The following is a 17,011-nucleotide window of genomic DNA, read 5'->3' as shown; positions in this document are numbered from 1 at the left end:
CGTCAGAATGCTGGTTCAGCCGTCGACGTGACCGGAAAGGGCAACCTGCGCCGAGGAAACCGCGACAGCGAGGTCGACGCCCTTCACGAATGTGCCGCCGGCTTTGCGCAGGCCGTTAGCAGTCGCCAATTCCCCCGTTGGATTGAGAGGCGTGACCGCACCTGCGCCGAGATCGGCAAGCCAGAGACCCGCCTCACCAGGAATTCCTATAATAACAGCTTTCGCCATGTAGTGCCCCTCAGCTATTGTTAAAAACCGGCCTTCAGCAGGCCCTCCCGATAAAGCTCTTTTTGCCAATCTTCCTTGAAGGGAACGATGGCGAGCCACTTCTCGACGTCGAAGACCGGGTTGATGCTTTCGGCCCGTTGCCGATGGAATAGCGTCCGTTTCCGATCGCCGATCATTGCGCAACTGGCCGCGGCGATGCGATGGGCCGGCGCTTTGTCTTTCATCGCCTCGACATAGGCGATAGCCTCCTCGTACTGTTCCAGGAAAAAACTCGCTCCTGCAGCACACCACAGATAGGCGTCAGGGGCGATCGGATTGAGCGAAATCGCGCGTTTGATCTTGGCGAGCGCATCGCCGGGGCGAGATGCATGCACGAGCGTGTCGGCATGGCTGTAGATGACATCGGCAAAATGCGGGCTGAGTTGTTCCGCCAAATCAAGTGCGGCGACGCTGGCATCGACATCGCCGAGATAGAGTTTGGTGACGCCAAGCTCGCGATGGCCCGCCGCCGATGCCGGATCCCGCTCGATGGCCCGAAGCGCATTCTGCTCCGCCAGACGCAGCAGCTCATTGTTTCCCTGCGCCGTCACGAGCCACTCGCTGGTGAAGGTCCTTGCCAGCCCGGTAAATGACGGAGAGAAATCCGCCTTATGCGACAGCGACTGCTTGAAAGCTTTTCGGGCCCGGCGGATATGCGGCAATGTCAACTTGCCCATCAGGCTCGAGCCGACCAGATAGGCGTGATAGGCCTCAGGATTGGCTTCAAAGCGTAAGCGCTCTTCCTCGTTTTCAGCCAGCTCGCGGGCCACAGACATGGTCAACTGCTGGGCGATCAGCCGTCTCTGACGCGGCAATATATCGGGCGTCATCGTAAAGCGATTGGCCCAGATGATCTCGTCCGTGGGAAAATAAACCAGCTGGGCGAATAACCCCTCTTCGGATAGCCGTGTATCCAGAAGATAGGCGATCGAGTGACGGGCGACCACGGCAGCCTTCTCGGAGTCGCGGCGGATCTGGACAGCCGTATGAGGCGCCACAATGGAAATATTTCTGAGCGCGCAGAGTTCGATCGTCACGTCTTCGATCAGGGCGTTGGCAAGCGCTAGCCCGGCATCGGCATGTTTCGATGTCGGGGGAAGCAGCACCAGACGCGGTAGAATCAGCGGCGCCTGCGATATGCGTTCGATGTCGGCAGTTGTCTCACCGCCGGCCTCGGAACGCGTCACCTGCACCCTTGCTTGGCCGTCGCCGTTCGGCAATCTCTCGCTGAGGGACGAACCGCCGGATAGCCGGTGCAGCAAGGCTCTGACCTGCTCGTCGTTCGGATCCCGTTCGAGGATCTGCAGGGCGGCACCGGAAATGGAGCGCGTCGCGCCGGGCTTTTGCGCATCCGGCAACGCATCCAGCAATGCCTGCCGCAATTGCAGCGCCTGAGCGTCTCGTTGCGCCCTGATCCACGCCTCTATCAACTTTGTCGCTGGTTTGATATTTCCGATGAACCCACGCTGGGTTAATTCGGCGATCGCGTTCAGCCGCTCCAGCGGCGAACCGCCGGCGCGAAAAATATCGAGATCGCTGAAAACCGCCTGCGTGTTGAGGCGAACCGTGGTGGCGGTGAAATCGAAGGGCATTTCGGCGCGTCCGCCGTCTGTCTCGCGGATGCGGGAAAGCAGTTTGCGCAGATTGAGCCGCGCCGGCTCGGGTTCGACGTCATTCCATAGAAACTGCGCCAATTCATAACGGCTGAGTTCATGGCTCGCGCCGGCATAGAGATGGGCCATCATCAACAGGCCCTTGATCGGATAGCGAATTGCGTCGCCATTTGTCTCGATCAACCGCAGATCGCCGAATGTCTGCAGGTGGAGCACAATCCGTCCTCAGCTGTTCACAACCGAATCCTGCAACTCGCTGTCATTGTCGGACAATCCCGCGACTGCCAGGCTTTTGGCCAACGCCACCAGCTTTTGCCTGATATTCGGATCCTCGATGGCGATGAATGCCTTGTTGAGCGCCAGCCCCTCCTTCGAGGACAAAAAGCTGTTCAATTCACTGGTCTCGCCGTCGACCGGCCCGGAGCCGCCATTCTCGAAGAAAAAGCCGACGGGCACGCGAAGAATCTCCGATATGCGCTGAAGGCGGCTGGCACCTATTCTATTCGTTCCTTTTTCGTATTTCTGGATCTGCTGGAAGGTAATGCCCAGAAGTTCGGCCAAGCCGTTCTGGGTCATCCCGAGCGTCTTCCGCCGAACTCTTACGCGGTTGCCAACATAGACGTCGATCGAATTCGGCGATTTAGCCTTCATGTGAATAAGTCTCCCGCTTTATCAGCACGCCGGCTGCATAATGGAGAGTTTAAGCAAGAATGCAACTAAAAGTAAATATTTCGTAAGGATTTTTTTCAGCAGCACACACAGTAAAAACAACCTGTGGATTATCGCAGCCGGCATCCATTTGGCGCGGATGCACCCCGCGCTCTATCACACACTTCGCAGCGGGAATGCCGCCCGAAATCAATGCCGCTCCGACACCGCCTCTAGGACGCTTGTGTGCAACGGCGATCATCGACTTGGCGAAAACGGGAATTCTTCCGACATACTCAAAACGAACATTGTCGAAGCCGGCATCCAGCAGCAGCGTGCTCAGCGTGTTTTTCGACCAAAATTTGATATGCCCAATGACGAGGCACAAAGGTGCCAATTGCCGACAAGAAGCCAAAGATGTTTAACGGATAAATGTATACTGCTGGATTTAGACAGCCCGATCGAAACCCCTTCTCGCGCGCCGGAGAAGACAAGCTTGCCCGATAATTCGTCGTCCGCATATGCAAAACAGCCGGTGGGGAAACCGCGGGTTCCCGTGGTCTTCTGGTTGCTGCTGACGATTTCCCTCTCGCTGGTCATGGGAACGGTGCTGCTTTCCAACAACATGAAACACCTAAAGACGGTTAGCCATTATTTTGGCTTCGATCTCTTTCCCCAGCAGGTCAGACCGCCTCCCCCCAAAGCCCTTCCCCGCCCCACACCACCGGCCACCTTCATGCTTCCATTGCATATCATCGAACCGCCGATGGCACAGACCGCGTCGACTTTCCTGCGGACATGGCGGATATCCGGCGCCGCAATGTGTGCGGCGCTGCGCAATGCCGGCATCGAAACCAGCGATTGGGCTGCGGCGAGTTTCAACGCCGATACATTTGAATGCTTTTTCGAGCAGAGCGGCAAGCGGGAGAAGGATCAGCTCCCGAGTTCCATCTTCGTCATCGTTCGCGGCGACGCCGCCGGCACGATCAACAATATGCGCGTGAAAATCATCAATCCCGAGACCGATGAAAATGGCCAGCTCGATCCCGGCATTCTGCGAATTTTCGAAATCATGCTGCGGCAACCGCAATGGCTCGATTTTCACGAGACCCTGAACGCGATCAAGAATCTGAACGACATCAAGGAAGACGGCTTCGGAGCCAGTATCGGCTTCACCCGCGAGGTACTCAATCCCGGGAATTACAACTTCACGCTCTCGCTGGATGCGACTTCAGGACCTCAGAAAAGTACCAGAAATTATTTTTCCGGCAGAAGATGGCTGCCGTTGCCGGACCCCGCAGTCGAGATCGACAGCGCGCAACCGGAATCAGTCTCCAAGCCTCCCCATACCGAAGCGCCGGCTGAAAGTCAGGAACATCGGCATTAGGGTCTTCGGCTTCATGCCACGCACGGACTGATCACGCCATGTGACTCGCATCGTCATGATGTCTCGCCATTATCTTGTAGAGCTCTTTCAAACTGTCCGCACTCGGCCGTTCGGTGCTGTCCCCACCCGCCAGACGCCAGACACGCTCGACATTGAGGTCCTGGGTGACTTGCGCAAGGTCTTCGTTCAGCGAGCGAATGACGATTTCCGATCGGCGCAACCGCCACGACATTCTGACCAGCGCTGCGAACGGGAGGGAAATGATGCCGATGATAGCGAGAACAAGAACCGCGAACTGCCAGTCATCGAGAAGAGACAGACCGTTTCGAACGGTCGCCATAAAAAAAACGGCATTTTGAAATGCCATGTGAAAATAGCTCATCAGATAGCTGGACCAATCTTCCATCACGAGCGCCCTCCCCGAGCGGTATATATCTTGGAATATGCTGAAAAGTCTAGAAGACACTGACAATATCCCCTGCGGGGAAAGTATATTTGAGGTTGTATTTACTCTGCTGAATTGAACACGAATCTTGTGATGGATCGGTGCCGACGAGTCCGCCTTTCAAATTCCACCACGGACATGAAAAAGCTAACAGTGAGAGATAGAATGAATAGAAGACGTTTCCTCGCCTCGGTTCCGCTCGCTCTGCTGTATGTCCGTACGGGCCGCCAGGCCCTGGCACAGATGCCTGCCGCTGCAGGGCTGCGCGTCCTTGCCGACAGGAAGTCGTTCCGATTCGGATCGGCAATCGATCTGCAAAACATCAACGATCCAATCGCTGCCGAGATCTACATCGACAACGTCAATTCAATAACGCCGCGAAACGAACTGAAGTGGAGTGCGACCGAAAAGAGACCGGGTGTCTTCAGCTTCGGCAGCGCTGACCGTATGGTTGCATTTGCACGCAAAAACAACATGAGGGTTTATGGCCACACGCTGATCTGGTATCGCGTCCCGGGCTGGGTGTCTGACATCACCGACGCAAAGACCATTCAGGCGACGATGAACCGTCATATAAAACAGGTTGTCACTCGCTATAAGAACTCGATCGATGCTTGGGATGTGGTAAACGAACCGTTGGAGTATGATGCACCGGATCTGCGGGATTGTGTTTTCCGACGCCTTCTTGGCGACGATTATATCCGTATGAGTTTCGACATGGCACACCAGGCCAATCCGGGCGCGACGCTGGTGCTCAACGAAACGCATCTGGAGAAAAAATCCGACGTGTTCGAACAGAAGCGCGCGCGCATCCTGAAAATCGTCGAGAATCTCGTCGCCAAAAAAACGCCGATCAATGCGGTAGGTCTGCAGGCGCATTTCCGCCCCGGCCTCGACCGGATCGATCCGGAAGGAATGGGGCGCTTCTGCGCGGCGCTGAAGGGCATGGGTGTCGGTGTTTTCATCACCGAACTGGATGCGTCCTGTCACTTCCTGAACCGCGACAAAGCCTTCACGCCGGCATCCTACGCCGATATTTTCAGTGACGTGATTGCCGTTGCCGCCGAACATGGTGACTTGAAAGGCGTGACGGTATGGGGCATGTCGGAAAAATACGGCGAGCCCGATGAGAAAGCGACCGATCCCGCTGCGGCTTGCACGAAGCGCGTTAATCTTTACGACGAAAACAATGCGCCAAGAAGTGCGGTTGACGGAATCCGGCGGGCAATAGAGGCGATGTGATGCACAAGACAACGGAGACGCAAACAGATTCATGAAAAAAGCCGTTATTTATGTGGAAAAATTTTTGCCTGCCAGCCAGGCATTTGTTCTCAACCAGGCGGTAGCGTTTCGTTCTTTCGAAGCTGAAATCCTTGCTGGCTCGCGAATTTCCTCGGCCCATACAAAAAAATCCACTGTTCCGGTTCATGACATCCGTCGGTCGCCCGTTGCACGGGCCGGTGAACTGCTTCTGAAAATCCCGCAGATCGGCCTTCCCTTCCTCTTTCCCGCGATCGGCAAAGCCGATCTCGTTCACGCCCATTTTGGCAAGAACGGGTACGTCATCGGCCCATTGGCACGCGCCGCCGGCAAGCCGCTGGTCACGACGTTCCACGGCTTCGACGCCACCTATCGCGGTGACCCGAAAAAGCCGGGCGGCTTCAATCAGGTGCGTTTCTTCGCCAAGGGCCGGAGCGAGATGGCCGGCTGGAACAGCTGGAACATCGCCGTTTCCGATTTCATCCGCGACCGGCTCCTGGCGCTCGGCTTTCGTGCTGAACGCGTCTATCGCCATCATATCGGCATCGATCTCGATCTCTTCAAAATGGAGCCTCGTCCGCGAAAAAAAGGGCTCGTGGTTTCAATTGCCCGCTTCGTCGACTACAAGGGCCATCGCTTCATGATCGATGCGCTTTCACGGGTGGCCGCCGCCGGCACCCCGGTCGAATTCGTCATGGTCGGCCAGGGTCCGTTGAAGGAGGAAATCGAAGCACTGGCGCGTCGTTCCTTGCCAAGCGTCACGATCCATGAAAATCTGTCGCAGACTGAGATAAGAGATCTGCTCGCCAGTGCGGAGCTTTATCTTCATGGAAGCGTGACCCTCGACAATGGTCACGCCGAAGCTTTCGGCCTCGCCAATCTAGAGGCGGAAGCCGTCGGTACTCCGGTCGTCGCATTTCGCTCGGGAGGCGTAGGCGAAGCGATCGAAGAGGGGAAAACTGGTTATCTCGTGGAGGAGCGGGATGTCGCAGGAATGGCGGAGGCGGTCGGAAGGCTGCTCAACGACCAGGCTCTGTGGACAGCCTTTAGCGCGCGGGCACCGCTTCTGGTGGCCGAGCGTTTCGACTTACGTCGCCAAACGGGGATGCTCGAGGACTATTACAGTTCCGTGCTAGACGAATTTTCCAGCCGGGGTCGGACTTGATGGTGCAGACAGGAAAAAAGCCGAAGTGGGGACTGAATGTATTTCGGCCGCTGCGGAACAGCATTGTGACGGCCAAATGGCTCTACTATACGAAGTTCTGGGGAATGGACATCGATCCGACGGCAAGCTTTTCCTTGAGCGTTCGTTTCGACAAGACCAACCCGAAGGGATTGCATATCGGCGCGGAAACTTACGTCGCCTTTGAGGCTGCGATTCTCACCCACGATCTCACACGCGGGCTCTACCTCCACACGAGGATCGGCAAGCGCTGCTTCATCGGCGCCCGCAGCATCATTCTGCCCGGCGTCGAGATCGGCGACGAATGTGTCATCGGCTCGGGCTCGGTGGTGACCAAGAACGTGCCGCCGCGCTCGCTCGTGGCGGGCAACCCGGCAAAGATTATCCGCAGCGACATCAAGATCATTTCGCGTTACGGACGCATGGCACGCGAAGACGAGACGGTCTCGCAGATCGTGACGCATTTGCCGACTGGAGAAGCACGATGAAGATGTTTGCCTACCGGGGGAAGCACGAGAATTTTGGCGACGAACTGAATCATTGGCTTTGGGAGCGCTTGCTGCCAGGCTTCTTCGACGACGACGAAGGCCAGCTTTTTCTCGGCATCGGTTCGATCCTCTACGATAATTTCGACCCGAACATACAGAAGATTGTCTTCGGCTCGGGTTATGGCGGCTACACCAACCCGCCAAAAGTCGACGGCAACTGGACCTTCTATTTCGTGCGCGGAAAGAAGACCGCGGAAATCCTCGGCATCGATCCGAGCTACGCCATCGGCGATTCGGGCATCCTCACGCGCAGCTGCTGGGATGCCAAAAGCATCGAGAAGCGTTATCCGGTCTCCTTCATGCCGCACTATGAAAGCGCCATGTACGGCAGCTGGGATAAAGTCTGCGATCTCGCCGGCATTCACTATATCGATCCTCGCTGGTCGGTGGAAAAGGTTCTGACCGAAATCAGCGCATCGCATAAGGTGGTCTCCGAGGCGATGCATGGCTGCATTATCTCAGACGCGCTGCGCGTTCCCTGGCGGGCGATCCGGCCGATCGCGCCGGGCAATCGCGCCAAGTGGTATGATTGGGCGAGTGCGCTCGATCTGGAGATCGACTTCGATCCAATCGGTCCATCGAACCTCGTTGAAGCAGGAGCGTCGCTGGTGCGAAAAAACACTTACCTGTTGAAGAACATAACGTTCCGCCACCGCCGCATCCGGCAGATGACCGGCAACTATGTCTTCGGTTCTACGGTCAAGACCCTTCAGCGGGTAGCCGAGAAGCCGGGACAGCTCAGCTCCGATGAGTCTATCGTAAGAGCGCACGAGAGAATGCTGGTCGAGCTGAGCCGGCTGAAGCAAGATTTTTCCGCGAAAGCGGCAGGCGCCCTTTAATGTCGCAGACCCCGTGACGAGGCAACAAGGCATGATGCTTTCCAACTCCATCAACACCCCTTGCACCTGCAAGAGGGAGAAGCACTCGGGATGGGCGCGCAGCCCGCTTGGATGGTCGACGTCGTCGACCTCAGGAGCCGTTCGCCCATGAGAAGCGTTACCGACCGGTTGATTCAGGGCAGCATGTGGCTGAGTCTGTCCCGTGCCATCGTCAACGGGCTTTCGGCACTCAGCACCTTTGTCCTCGCCTGGTATCTCGTGCCGGCCGATTTTGGTCTCGTCGCCATTGCAACAACGATCCAGATCATCTTGAGTTCGGTGACCGAACTCTCGCTCAACCAGGCACTTATCCGCCACGAGTCTCCCAGCGAAACTCACTTCAGCGCGGTGTGGACGTTGAGCGTGACGAGAAGCGCGGTATTGGCGCTGCTGTTTGCCGCCGCGTCCTATCCGATCGCCGAGTTTTATAACGAGCCGCGGCTGACGAGCGTGATGCTTGCCTTGAGTTTCAGCCTGCTTCTGAGTGGGCTGGCCAATCCACGCCGCGTCATGCTCCAGCGTGACCTGATCTTCTGGCAGGAATTCGTACTCAACGTCTCGCAAAAGCTGGTCGGCTTCGTCGTAACGGTGGCAATTGCTGCCATCTACCAGAGTTATTGGGCTCTCGTTATCGGCACCCTCGCCTATCAGGTGACCAATATCATCGTTTCCTATACCGTGCTGCCGTTCTGGCCGCGCATAACCTTCCGCCATGCACGGGAACTGTTTTCGTTCTCGCTCTGGCTGACCGCCGGACAGATCGTCAACACGCTGAACTGGCGGATCGAATATCTGCTGATCGGCAAGATGCTGGGCGCCACGCAGCTTGGCCATTATACTGTCGGCAACACCCTTTCGACGCTGCCGACCCGCGAGGCCACAGCGCCGTTGAACCAGACGATTTATCCGGGCTTTTCCAAAGTCCGCAACGACCCGGTCCGGCTGATCGCGGCCTATCAGCGCGCACAGGCGCTTCTGGCGGCGGTGGCGCTTCCGGCGGGAATCGGCATGGCTGTTGTGGCTGATCCGATGATGCGGCTTGCCCTGGGAGAGAAGTGGGTTCCTGCGATCTTCATCGTGCAGGCGCTCGCATCGGTCTTTGCCCTGCAGACGCTGGGTTCGCTCGTCCAGCCGCTGGGCATGGCAAAGGGTCATACCAAGATGCTGTTTATCCGCGACTCGCAGATGCTGGTTGTTCGCGTTCCCATCATCATCGCTGGTCTCATGATGGCCGGGCTTCCGGGCGTCGTTTATGCACGCGTGTTGACGGGCCTGATTTCCACCGTGGTCAACATGCTTCTCGTCAAGCGCTTGATCAACCTGCCATTCTTCCAGCAGCTCGCGGCCAACTTTCGCGCGCTTGCCAGCGTCGCCTTGATGGCCGCCGGCGTCTGGGGATTGTCGAATATTCTCAGCATGCCCACCGACAAGCTGCACTTGGCCCTTCATCTCGCCGTTCTGGTTATCACCGGCGGCATCATCTATGTCGGATCGAGCTTTGTTCTTTGGCTCGCGATGAACAAGCCAAACGGCCCGGAAACCGAAGTTCACCGCATTATTGTCAAGTTCCTGTCAAAAGCCAAACGTATTGCCGTAGCCAAGTCGGCCTGAAGTTAAACGAACATCAACAAGAGAGGCAGAATGACCAGCCAATCCAGATCGGAGCTGATCGCAAAACTCAATGGCATGATCCATGATTGCCTGAAGGACTATGTCTCGCGCGACGAACCGCTTGCGATTCTCGACTTTCCCGACATCCGCAATTGCGGCGACTCGGCAATTTGGTTGGGGGAGATGGCCTATCTCAAGGACCGCTTCGGCAAGCGCCCGGACTATGTTTCCAGGCTGTACGACTTCTCCGCCGACGAACTAAAACGGCGGGTACCGACCGGCCCGATCTTCATTCACGGCGGCGGCAATTTCGGCGATATCTGGGTTGCCCACCAGGATTTCCGTGAAGCCATCATGGAGCGTTTCCCGGATCGGCAGATCATCCAGTTCCCGCAGTCGATCCACTACAGTTCGCCGGAGCGCATCGAGCAATCCAAACGGGCAATCGGGCGCCACAAGAATTTCGTACTGCTCGTGCGCGACGAAGAATCGAAGGAGTTTTCCGAGAAACACTTCGACTGCACCGTACGACTATGCCCCGATATGGCTTTTGCCATCGGCCCGCTTCCGGAAAGGGCGACACAGATTCCTGTCCTCGCCATGTTGCGCGAGGATGCGGAACGGGTTGGCGGTAGCGATCGCAAGATTCCTTCCGATATTCCTGTGGAAGACTGGATTACCGAGTCGAAACGCAAGGTGGATATCGCCAAGAAGCTGGGGGTAGCTTCGGCTTATCTCGCATTGAAGCCAAGCGAAGTTGCCTTGCGCAGGCTGGACGCTGCGGCACACAACCGCTTCGAGCGCGGCATCAGCCAGATTTCGCGTGCTCGCGCAATCGTGACCGATCGCCTGCACGTCCATATCTGCTCGCTGCTGCTCGGCCGCCCGCATGCCGTACTGGACAACAGCTATGGAAAGATCCGCCGCTTCATGAATGCATTCTCCGGCGGAACCGACCTTTCATACAAGGCTACCTCGCTCGAGGACGGAATCGAGTGGGCGCGTGGTCAGGCGGCCAAGGGGCGTGTCGATCAAAAAGAAGCTGTGAGCTTGCGGGCTTAAGGGGGTCATTCGATGCCACTTGTCACCTTCATTATCCCGGTCCGACATCAGGACAATGCCCGCGACTGGAGCAGGCTGAAGGCAAATCTGACCCAGACCGTGGCCTCCATTTCCAACCAGACCAATGGAGACTGGCGCGGAATCATCGTCGCAAACGAAGGAGCCGACCTGCCCGACTTGCCGGAGAAATTCTCCGCGGTGCGCGTCACCTTTCCGCCGAACGACCTGCATGAACTCGGGAAGGGCAGCAAGGAAGACTTCCTTGATGCCTTCCGGGCAGACAAAGGTCGTCGCGTACTCAGTGGCATGTTGAACGCCACCGACAGTCGTTTCTTCATGATTGTCGATGACGATGACTTCGTCAGCTCCAGGCTCGTTCAGCACGTATCCGATCATCGGGACGCCAACGGATGGACGATCGACCACGGTTACATCTGGGACGATGGCGGCAATTTCCTGTTTGGCCACGACGACTTCAGCCATCTCTGCGGTACCTCGTTGATCATTCGTGCCGATCTCTATGAACTGCCGACCCGCTTTGAGGATGCTTCGCTCGACTGGATCAAGTCGATGCTCGGCAGCCATGTCCGCATAGCGGATATTCTTGCGCAACGGGGAGCGCCGCTCACGAAGCTTCCCTTTCGCGGGGCGGTCTATCGGGTCGCCCACGGCGGATCGCATAGTCAGGCACCGAGCCTGCTGCGACAGTATTTCCTGAACCGCGGTGTACTCACCAAACCGCGACGGTGGTTGCGCAATCTTCGTAGGCTGAGGATACTCGGCGAGGGTCACAGGCGCGAGTTTTTCGGTAAGACGAGGTCGAAACCCGCGTAAACGTCGATCCCATTCAACATCGCACAGGCGGTCAAAATATGAAGCTCTTCTTTTTCGACTTCACCAAGAGGGTTGTTAACTGATGTCGGATCTATTGGTCAGCGTGCTCTTTTCATCCTACAATGGCGCCAGCCGCCGGCTGCGCCATACTTTGGATTCCTTGGTGCGCCAAGAGCTTCCCCATGATCGGTGGGAACTGATAGCCGTCGACAACAATAGCAATGACGGCACGTTTGATCTTTTGGAAACCTATAGCGACAAGCTTCCCATCACCATCCTGCAGCAGCGCAAGCCGGGAAAGTCCGGCGCGCTGAATATCGCCCTGGATCGGGTGAAGGGGGATCTCGTCGTCTTTACGGACGACGATGTTCGTGCCGAACCGAACTGGCTGAAAGCGATCGTCGACTGCGCCGCAGCCCATCCGAGTTATGGCGTCTTCGGCGGCAGAATCGTCCCTGACTGGGAGAAAGAACCAAAAGACAGGTTTATCGAATGGATTCCGATGGGATCCACCTTTGCGATAGTCGATGACACCCAAAGCGGACCGTGTGACCCGACGAAAGTCTGGGGTCCGAATACGATCGTCCGGCGAGAGCTGCTTGGAACAAGCGTGCGCTACCGCGAAGATATCGGTCCTCTTCCCGGAAAGATTTTTGCCATGGGTGAAGATGCGGAAATCATCATTCGCCTGGCCGCCAATGGCGCCAAGTCCTATCGATGCGCCGAGGCCGTGGTCCATCATTGGATTCCGGCATCGAGCGTGACGGAGGATTGGGTACAGAAAAGAGGCGAGCGGCTTGGCTACGGCATGCCGGCGCTCTTTCCCGACGAGGTGCCTGGAGGGGTGAGGTTAAGCGGAGTTCCGCTTCCGACCTGGATCGAAAGCGCACAATGGGCCTTCCGGGCAGCAATGCTTTATCTCCTGCCGCGATCGAAGAAACGTTTCTGGGCGATCTGGAAATATTATTACATGCGTGGCTATCGCGCCGGAATTCGCCGATACGTTTCTCAGACGATGACACAGTAATTCATTGCCGAGGCAGTAATTTAAAATCTACGGTGCCCATCAGCAATTTATGGCAGTATGCGGCCACGCAGCGACAGCGTTCTATGACAGGCCATCGGTAAGGCGTGACCCAATCCGCACTGGAGAGCGATCCGACCAAATGAGTCCGGAGCATCAAATGAGCAAAGTCAAGGTCACAATACTGTTCTCAACTTATAACGGCGAGAAAACCCTGCCAACGATGCTTGACGCACTATGCGCTTCGACCCTACCGAAGGAAGAATGGAAAATCGTCGCAGTCGACAACAACAGCAGCGACAACACAGCATCAGTCTTGAATTCCTTTAAGGCGCGGCTTCCGCTGGAAGTTTATTTTGAGCCAAAACAAGGTAAGCAGTACGCATTGACTTTGGGCTTCCGCCATCTGGAGGGCGAACTCGTCATTTTAACCGATGACGACGTCATTCCCGCGCCGGATTGGATCGAGCAGTTTCTCACCTTGGCAGATGAGCAGCCACAGTTTGCCATATTCGGCGGCTTAATCACGCCCGAATGGGAGGAAAGGCCTGCACCGTGGTTAGTCAAGTATGGGCATCTGGGGATTCTTTACGCGCTAAATGGCGGTCTACCCGAGGGGCCGATTTCAGCGGCATTGATATCGGGGCCGAATTCGGCCTTCCGTCGTTCCATTTTAGGATCCGGTTATATCGTTCACGACGGCCTCGGCCCGGATGCCACTGTCGCTCAGTTCCCCATGGGGGAGGATACTGCTTTCGCTCTCAGGTTGGAGAAGAATGGAGCCAAGGCTTTTCACTCGCGGCATCCTAGGGTTCGGCACATTGTCAGGAAGGGCTATGTGAACGAAGGCTGGGTTTTGCGACGCGGCGAGCGTTATGGCATGGGCTTGGTTATCGTTCGGCCGGACCTCTTCGACAGCAAAACGAAAATTGCCGGTCTGCCCATCCTTAGCGCCTTGAGATGGCTTCTGATGGTGCCCGCCAGCGTCGTCGTCAAGAGATTTCCGCTAAGCGGCGTTCGCTTCAAATTGCTCTGGGCGCAGTCAGTGAGACAGGGGATCCTGCGCCAATTTCTCAAGCAGCGATCTACGATAAATAAAACGATCTACTCTCAGGTCGGTGCCAAATGACGAAAGTATTAAACCGTGGCATCGACCGGAAGCGCTCCAGCTACGGAAGCAGCGGGCAGGATTTTCGCACGTCAGGAGGCGAGTGGGTTTGATGACGGATCCGAGAATTAGTGTCATCTTTTCGTCCTTCAACGGCGCCAGTAGACGGCTTCAACAGATGCTGGATTCGATGTTGGGGCAAAACCTTCCAGTCGAACAATGGGAACTGATTGCCGTCAACAACAACAGTCAAGACGAAACACAGCAGCTTCTCGATCAATATGCGAAGAAGCTTCCAATGTTTGTTGTTAGTCATACCCGCCCAGGCAAATCAGGAGCTATGAACGCAGCTCTGGCGATAGCTCGAGGAGCGCTGATCGTTTTTACGGACGACGACGTCGAGGCAGATGCGAACTGGTTGAGTTCAATCGCTGCATGCGCGGAGGCGAACCCGGATTTCGGCGTTATAGGCGGCCGAATTCTTCCAAATTGGGAGCATTATCCCCATGGGGATCCGCTGTTGGACTGGATTCCCATGGGATCAACCTTCGCCATAGCCGACCAGGAATCCAATGGCCCATGCGACCCGACAAAAATTTGGGGTCCGAACACGACTGTGCGTCGCGAATTGCTTGGCAGCAATATTCGATTCCGCGAAGATATCGGGCCGCTTCCAGGAGGTCTTTTCGCAATGGGAGAGGATACGGAAATTGTCAGCCGCCTATCGCGAAGCGGCGTGAAATCCTATCGGTGCGCCGAGGCCATTGTTCATCATTGGATTCCAGCCTCTAGCGTGACAGAGGCTTGGGTACAGAAGCGTGGGGAACGTCTTGGCTATGGAATGCCAGCGCTCTTCGCCGAGGACATTCCAAAAGGTATAAGGATCGGGGGAATCCCCTTAAGAACCTGGATCGAGAGCGCCAACTGGGCGGTTCGGGCAGCCCTCCTTTATCCGTTGCCGCGATCAAAGAAGCGGTTCTGGGCCATCTGGAAGTACTATTACATGCGTGGCTACCGCGCCGGACTTCGCCGGTACGCACCGGCGGTAAATCATTCTGGTCGACTAGCGCAGGAGGTCGTGCATTGAAAATATCGGTGCTTATCAACAATTTCAATTACGGCCAGTATTTGCGCCCATGCATCGACAGTGTTCTGTCGCAGGTCTATCCCGACTTCGAAGTGATCGTGGTCGACGATGGCTCCACCGATGATTCCCAAGAGATTCTTGCTTCCTATGGCGAGCGGATCCTGACCGTATTGAAGGAAAATGGTGGGCAGGCATCGAGCTTCAATGCGGGTTTTGCGGCCGCAAGCGGCGATATCCTCTTTCTCCTCGATGCCGATGATGCGTTTTTGCCGGGCAAACTCGCGCGCATCGCCGAGATCTACGATCGCAACGAGATCGACTGGTGCTTCGACCGCGTGACGACCAATGAAGACGATCAGCCTCCCGCGGAGCTGCAGGTGACGCTGTTCGACAAGCGGGATACGCTTCGCAGGGGCGGCTTTCCCTCGCTTCCGGTTCCGACATCGGGCTTGAGCTTCCGCCGCAATCTGCTGTCCCAGATACTGCCAATGTCCGTCGCGACAGACGTCGTCCTCAGCGACAATTATATCAAGTTTGCTGCTGCCTTTCTCGGCCGCGGCGCCATCGTCGAAACACCGCTGACCTTTCAACGCATTCATGCCTCGAACCGCTATACGGGCACGAGCAGGGCAAAAACACTGCGCCCGCGGATCATGATCGCGACAGGATTGGAACTGGCACGCCGCTATGACGGCCTCCAGGCACTCGGCAAGAGCCTCGTGGCCGGCGGAATTGCCGAAACGACATCGCTCCTGAAACTGAGGAGCGAAGCTCGCAATACCGTAGCCGGCGGCCCGTTCGGCGATGCCGCCGCGACCGAAGTGGCCTTGATGGCGGCGCGCAAGCGTTTGGGAAATATGCTGCGGAGAGGACAGTCATGAATCAGCAAGAGACTTTTCCGCATTCATCTGTCGGCGCCGATCAGGCAGGTGCTTCGCCGTTGAACATTGCGGTCGGTGTGCTGACTTATCGGCGTCTGGACGGGATCGCCAAGCTGCTTGACGTCATGACCCGCCAAATCCGGCATCCGGACCGTCCCTATCATCTCACCATGGTGATAGTGGACAATGATGCGGCCGGCAGCGCAAAGGCCACGGTGGAGGGCTTTGGCCAGACAGGCGCCTACGACCTGATCTACGTCATCGAACAAAACCAGGGCATACCCTTTGCACGCAATCGCGCACTGGACTCGGCACCTCCAGGCACTGACCTCTTCTGTTTTCTCGATGATGACGAATGGCCCGTCGACGGCTGGCTGGACGCGATGCTGGAGACCCGGGAGAAAAACCGCGCCGATTGCGTCTATGGCCCCGTCCAACCGGTCTATCCGGAAAACCCACCGGAATATTTCATCAAGGCAAGAGTGTTCGAGCGTAAGAAGAACACCGACGGTCAACGTATTTCCTATGCAGCCTCGAACAACGTCATGTTCGACTATCCCCTGATCCGCTCCTGGAGCCTGCGTTTTGAAGAGAAGATGCGCTTCACCGGGGGCACGGACTACCTCTTCTTCAACCAGGCCATTCGCCGTGGCATGCAGGTTTTCTGGGCTGACAAGGCACTCGTCTACGATATCGTACCTGCGAACCGAATGACCTGGAAATGGGTGTTGCAAAGACAATACCGGCTCGGCAATACCTTCGCAGTCAGCGAGGTACTGCACGGCAACCTGAAGCGCCGGATCTACCGAGCGGCCTATGGCGCCACGAGAGTCATGCTTGGGCTGGCCATGCTGCCGGCGATCCTGATTTCACCCTATTGGGGCATGCGTGCCCTCACCCATGTTCTGCGCGGCGCGGGCATGGTTAACGGGATTCTCGGGCATGCATATCAGGAGTACAAACCCAATGCCGCTCACTGATCATTTGCGCGGGCGCGCTCGGATGAGACTTGGCCGTTATGCTGTTTCAGACGAAAACATCATGCGTAATTGCCGGTTTATCAACTTCATGGCTTCAACCGACCGGGCCAGAAATGGTACACTTCTACTGAACTATCGTGACACGATCGCTGTTCGAACAGAACGGTTTTCGCCCTTATCCATCGGTCAAATATA

General features: G+C 56.6%; 17 protein-coding genes. 13 read left to right on the top strand and 4 right to left on the bottom strand.

What is annotated here, in order from left to right:
- Positions 1-15 precede the first annotated feature (15 nt).
- From V8P77_RS01440 to V8P77_RS01430, 3 genes are read right to left on the bottom strand one after another with little or no spacing between them, the layout of a single operon-like run.
- Positions 16-228, bottom strand: a complete 213-nt coding sequence (locus V8P77_RS01440; RefSeq protein WP_335910324.1) for a hypothetical protein — start codon at positions 226-228, stop codon at positions 16-18.
- Between the two features lie 20 nt (positions 229-248).
- A complete protein-coding gene (locus tag V8P77_RS01435; RefSeq protein ID WP_335910323.1) occupies positions 249-2,096 on the bottom strand; it encodes a peptide antibiotic resistance protein in 1,848 nt (615 codons plus the stop codon).
- 9 nt (positions 2,097-2,105) lie between these two features.
- Positions 2,106-2,531 carry a helix-turn-helix domain-containing protein gene (locus tag V8P77_RS01430; protein ID WP_335910322.1) on the bottom strand — a complete coding sequence of 142 codons (426 nt, stop codon included), beginning with the start codon at positions 2,529-2,531 and terminating at the stop codon, positions 2,106-2,108.
- 493 nt (positions 2,532-3,024) lie between these two features.
- Here V8P77_RS01430 and V8P77_RS01425 point away from each other — a divergent pair, with 493 nt between their 5' ends.
- A complete protein-coding gene (locus V8P77_RS01425) occupies positions 3,025-3,915 on the top strand; it encodes a DUF6030 family protein (RefSeq protein ID WP_335910708.1) in 891 nt (296 codons plus the stop codon).
- A 31-nt stretch (positions 3,916-3,946) separates the two neighbouring features.
- Here the strand turns inward: V8P77_RS01425 and V8P77_RS01420 are convergent, their stop codons facing one another.
- Positions 3,947-4,321 (bottom strand): hypothetical protein, encoded by a 375-nt coding sequence (locus V8P77_RS01420; RefSeq protein WP_335910707.1) that lies wholly within the window; start codon positions 4,319-4,321, stop codon positions 3,947-3,949.
- 204 nt (positions 4,322-4,525) lie between these two features.
- Between V8P77_RS01420 and V8P77_RS01415 the strand changes: the two genes are divergently transcribed.
- The 12 genes from V8P77_RS01415 to V8P77_RS01360 all read left to right on the top strand — a co-directional run bounded on the left by V8P77_RS01415 (position 4,526) and on the right by V8P77_RS01360 (position 16,816).
- The gene (locus tag V8P77_RS01415) at positions 4,526-5,602 is read left to right on the top strand and encodes an endo-1,4-beta-xylanase (protein WP_335910321.1); all 1,077 of its coding nucleotides are present in this window, start codon (positions 4,526-4,528) and stop codon (positions 5,600-5,602) included.
- A gap of 31 nt (positions 5,603-5,633) precedes the next feature.
- Complete coding sequence (locus V8P77_RS01410; protein WP_003542111.1) at positions 5,634-6,785, top strand: glycosyltransferase; 1,152 nt, start codon at positions 5,634-5,636, stop codon at positions 6,783-6,785.
- Positions 6,785-7,291, top strand: a complete 507-nt coding sequence (locus tag V8P77_RS01405) for an acyltransferase (protein WP_003542119.1) — start codon at positions 6,785-6,787, stop codon at positions 7,289-7,291. Before V8P77_RS01410 ends, V8P77_RS01405 begins: the two co-directional genes overlap by 1 nt.
- Positions 7,288-8,190, top strand: a complete 903-nt coding sequence (gene pssM / locus V8P77_RS01400) for an exopolysaccharide glucosyl ketal-pyruvate-transferase (protein WP_335910319.1) — start codon at positions 7,288-7,290, stop codon at positions 8,188-8,190. Before V8P77_RS01405 ends, pssM begins: the two co-directional genes overlap by 4 nt.
- A 147-nt stretch (positions 8,191-8,337) precedes the next feature.
- Positions 8,338-9,840, top strand: coding sequence for a lipopolysaccharide biosynthesis protein (locus V8P77_RS01395; protein WP_335910318.1), 1,503 nt, complete (start codon positions 8,338-8,340; stop codon positions 9,838-9,840).
- A 30-nt stretch (positions 9,841-9,870) separates the two neighbouring features.
- The gene (locus V8P77_RS01390; RefSeq protein ID WP_025395603.1) at positions 9,871-10,902 is read left to right on the top strand and encodes a polysaccharide pyruvyl transferase family protein; all 1,032 of its coding nucleotides are present in this window, start codon (positions 9,871-9,873) and stop codon (positions 10,900-10,902) included.
- A gap of 12 nt (positions 10,903-10,914) precedes the next feature.
- Positions 10,915-11,736, top strand: a complete 822-nt coding sequence (locus V8P77_RS01385; RefSeq protein ID WP_335910317.1) for a glycosyltransferase family protein — start codon at positions 10,915-10,917, stop codon at positions 11,734-11,736.
- Positions 11,737-11,818: 82 nt separating this feature from the next.
- Complete coding sequence (locus V8P77_RS01380) at positions 11,819-12,763, top strand: glycosyltransferase family 2 protein (RefSeq protein ID WP_335910316.1); 945 nt, start codon at positions 11,819-11,821, stop codon at positions 12,761-12,763.
- Positions 12,764-12,920: 157 nt separating this feature from the next.
- Complete coding sequence (locus tag V8P77_RS01375; RefSeq protein WP_335910315.1) at positions 12,921-13,889, top strand: glycosyltransferase; 969 nt, start codon at positions 12,921-12,923, stop codon at positions 13,887-13,889.
- Positions 13,890-13,980: 91 nt separating this feature from the next.
- A complete protein-coding gene (locus V8P77_RS01370; protein ID WP_335910313.1) occupies positions 13,981-14,955 on the top strand; it encodes a glycosyltransferase family 2 protein in 975 nt (324 codons plus the stop codon).
- Complete coding sequence (locus V8P77_RS01365; RefSeq protein ID WP_335910312.1) at positions 14,952-15,836, top strand: glycosyltransferase family 2 protein; 885 nt, start codon at positions 14,952-14,954, stop codon at positions 15,834-15,836. The genes V8P77_RS01370 and V8P77_RS01365 overlap by 4 nt, the downstream gene beginning before the upstream one ends.
- A complete protein-coding gene (locus V8P77_RS01360) occupies positions 15,833-16,816 on the top strand; it encodes a glycosyltransferase (protein WP_335910311.1) in 984 nt (327 codons plus the stop codon). The genes V8P77_RS01365 and V8P77_RS01360 overlap by 4 nt, the downstream gene beginning before the upstream one ends.
- The last annotated feature ends 195 nt before the right edge of the window (positions 16,817-17,011 follow it).

Origin of the sequence: Rhizobium aouanii, assembly GCF_037002925.1 — a bacterium.
In the GTDB taxonomy this organism is placed as follows: Bacteria; Pseudomonadota; Alphaproteobacteria; order Rhizobiales; family Rhizobiaceae; genus Rhizobium; species Rhizobium aouanii.
The sequence above is the reverse complement of the archived record's forward strand: the minus strand, read 5'-3'. Positions and strand labels throughout refer to the sequence as shown.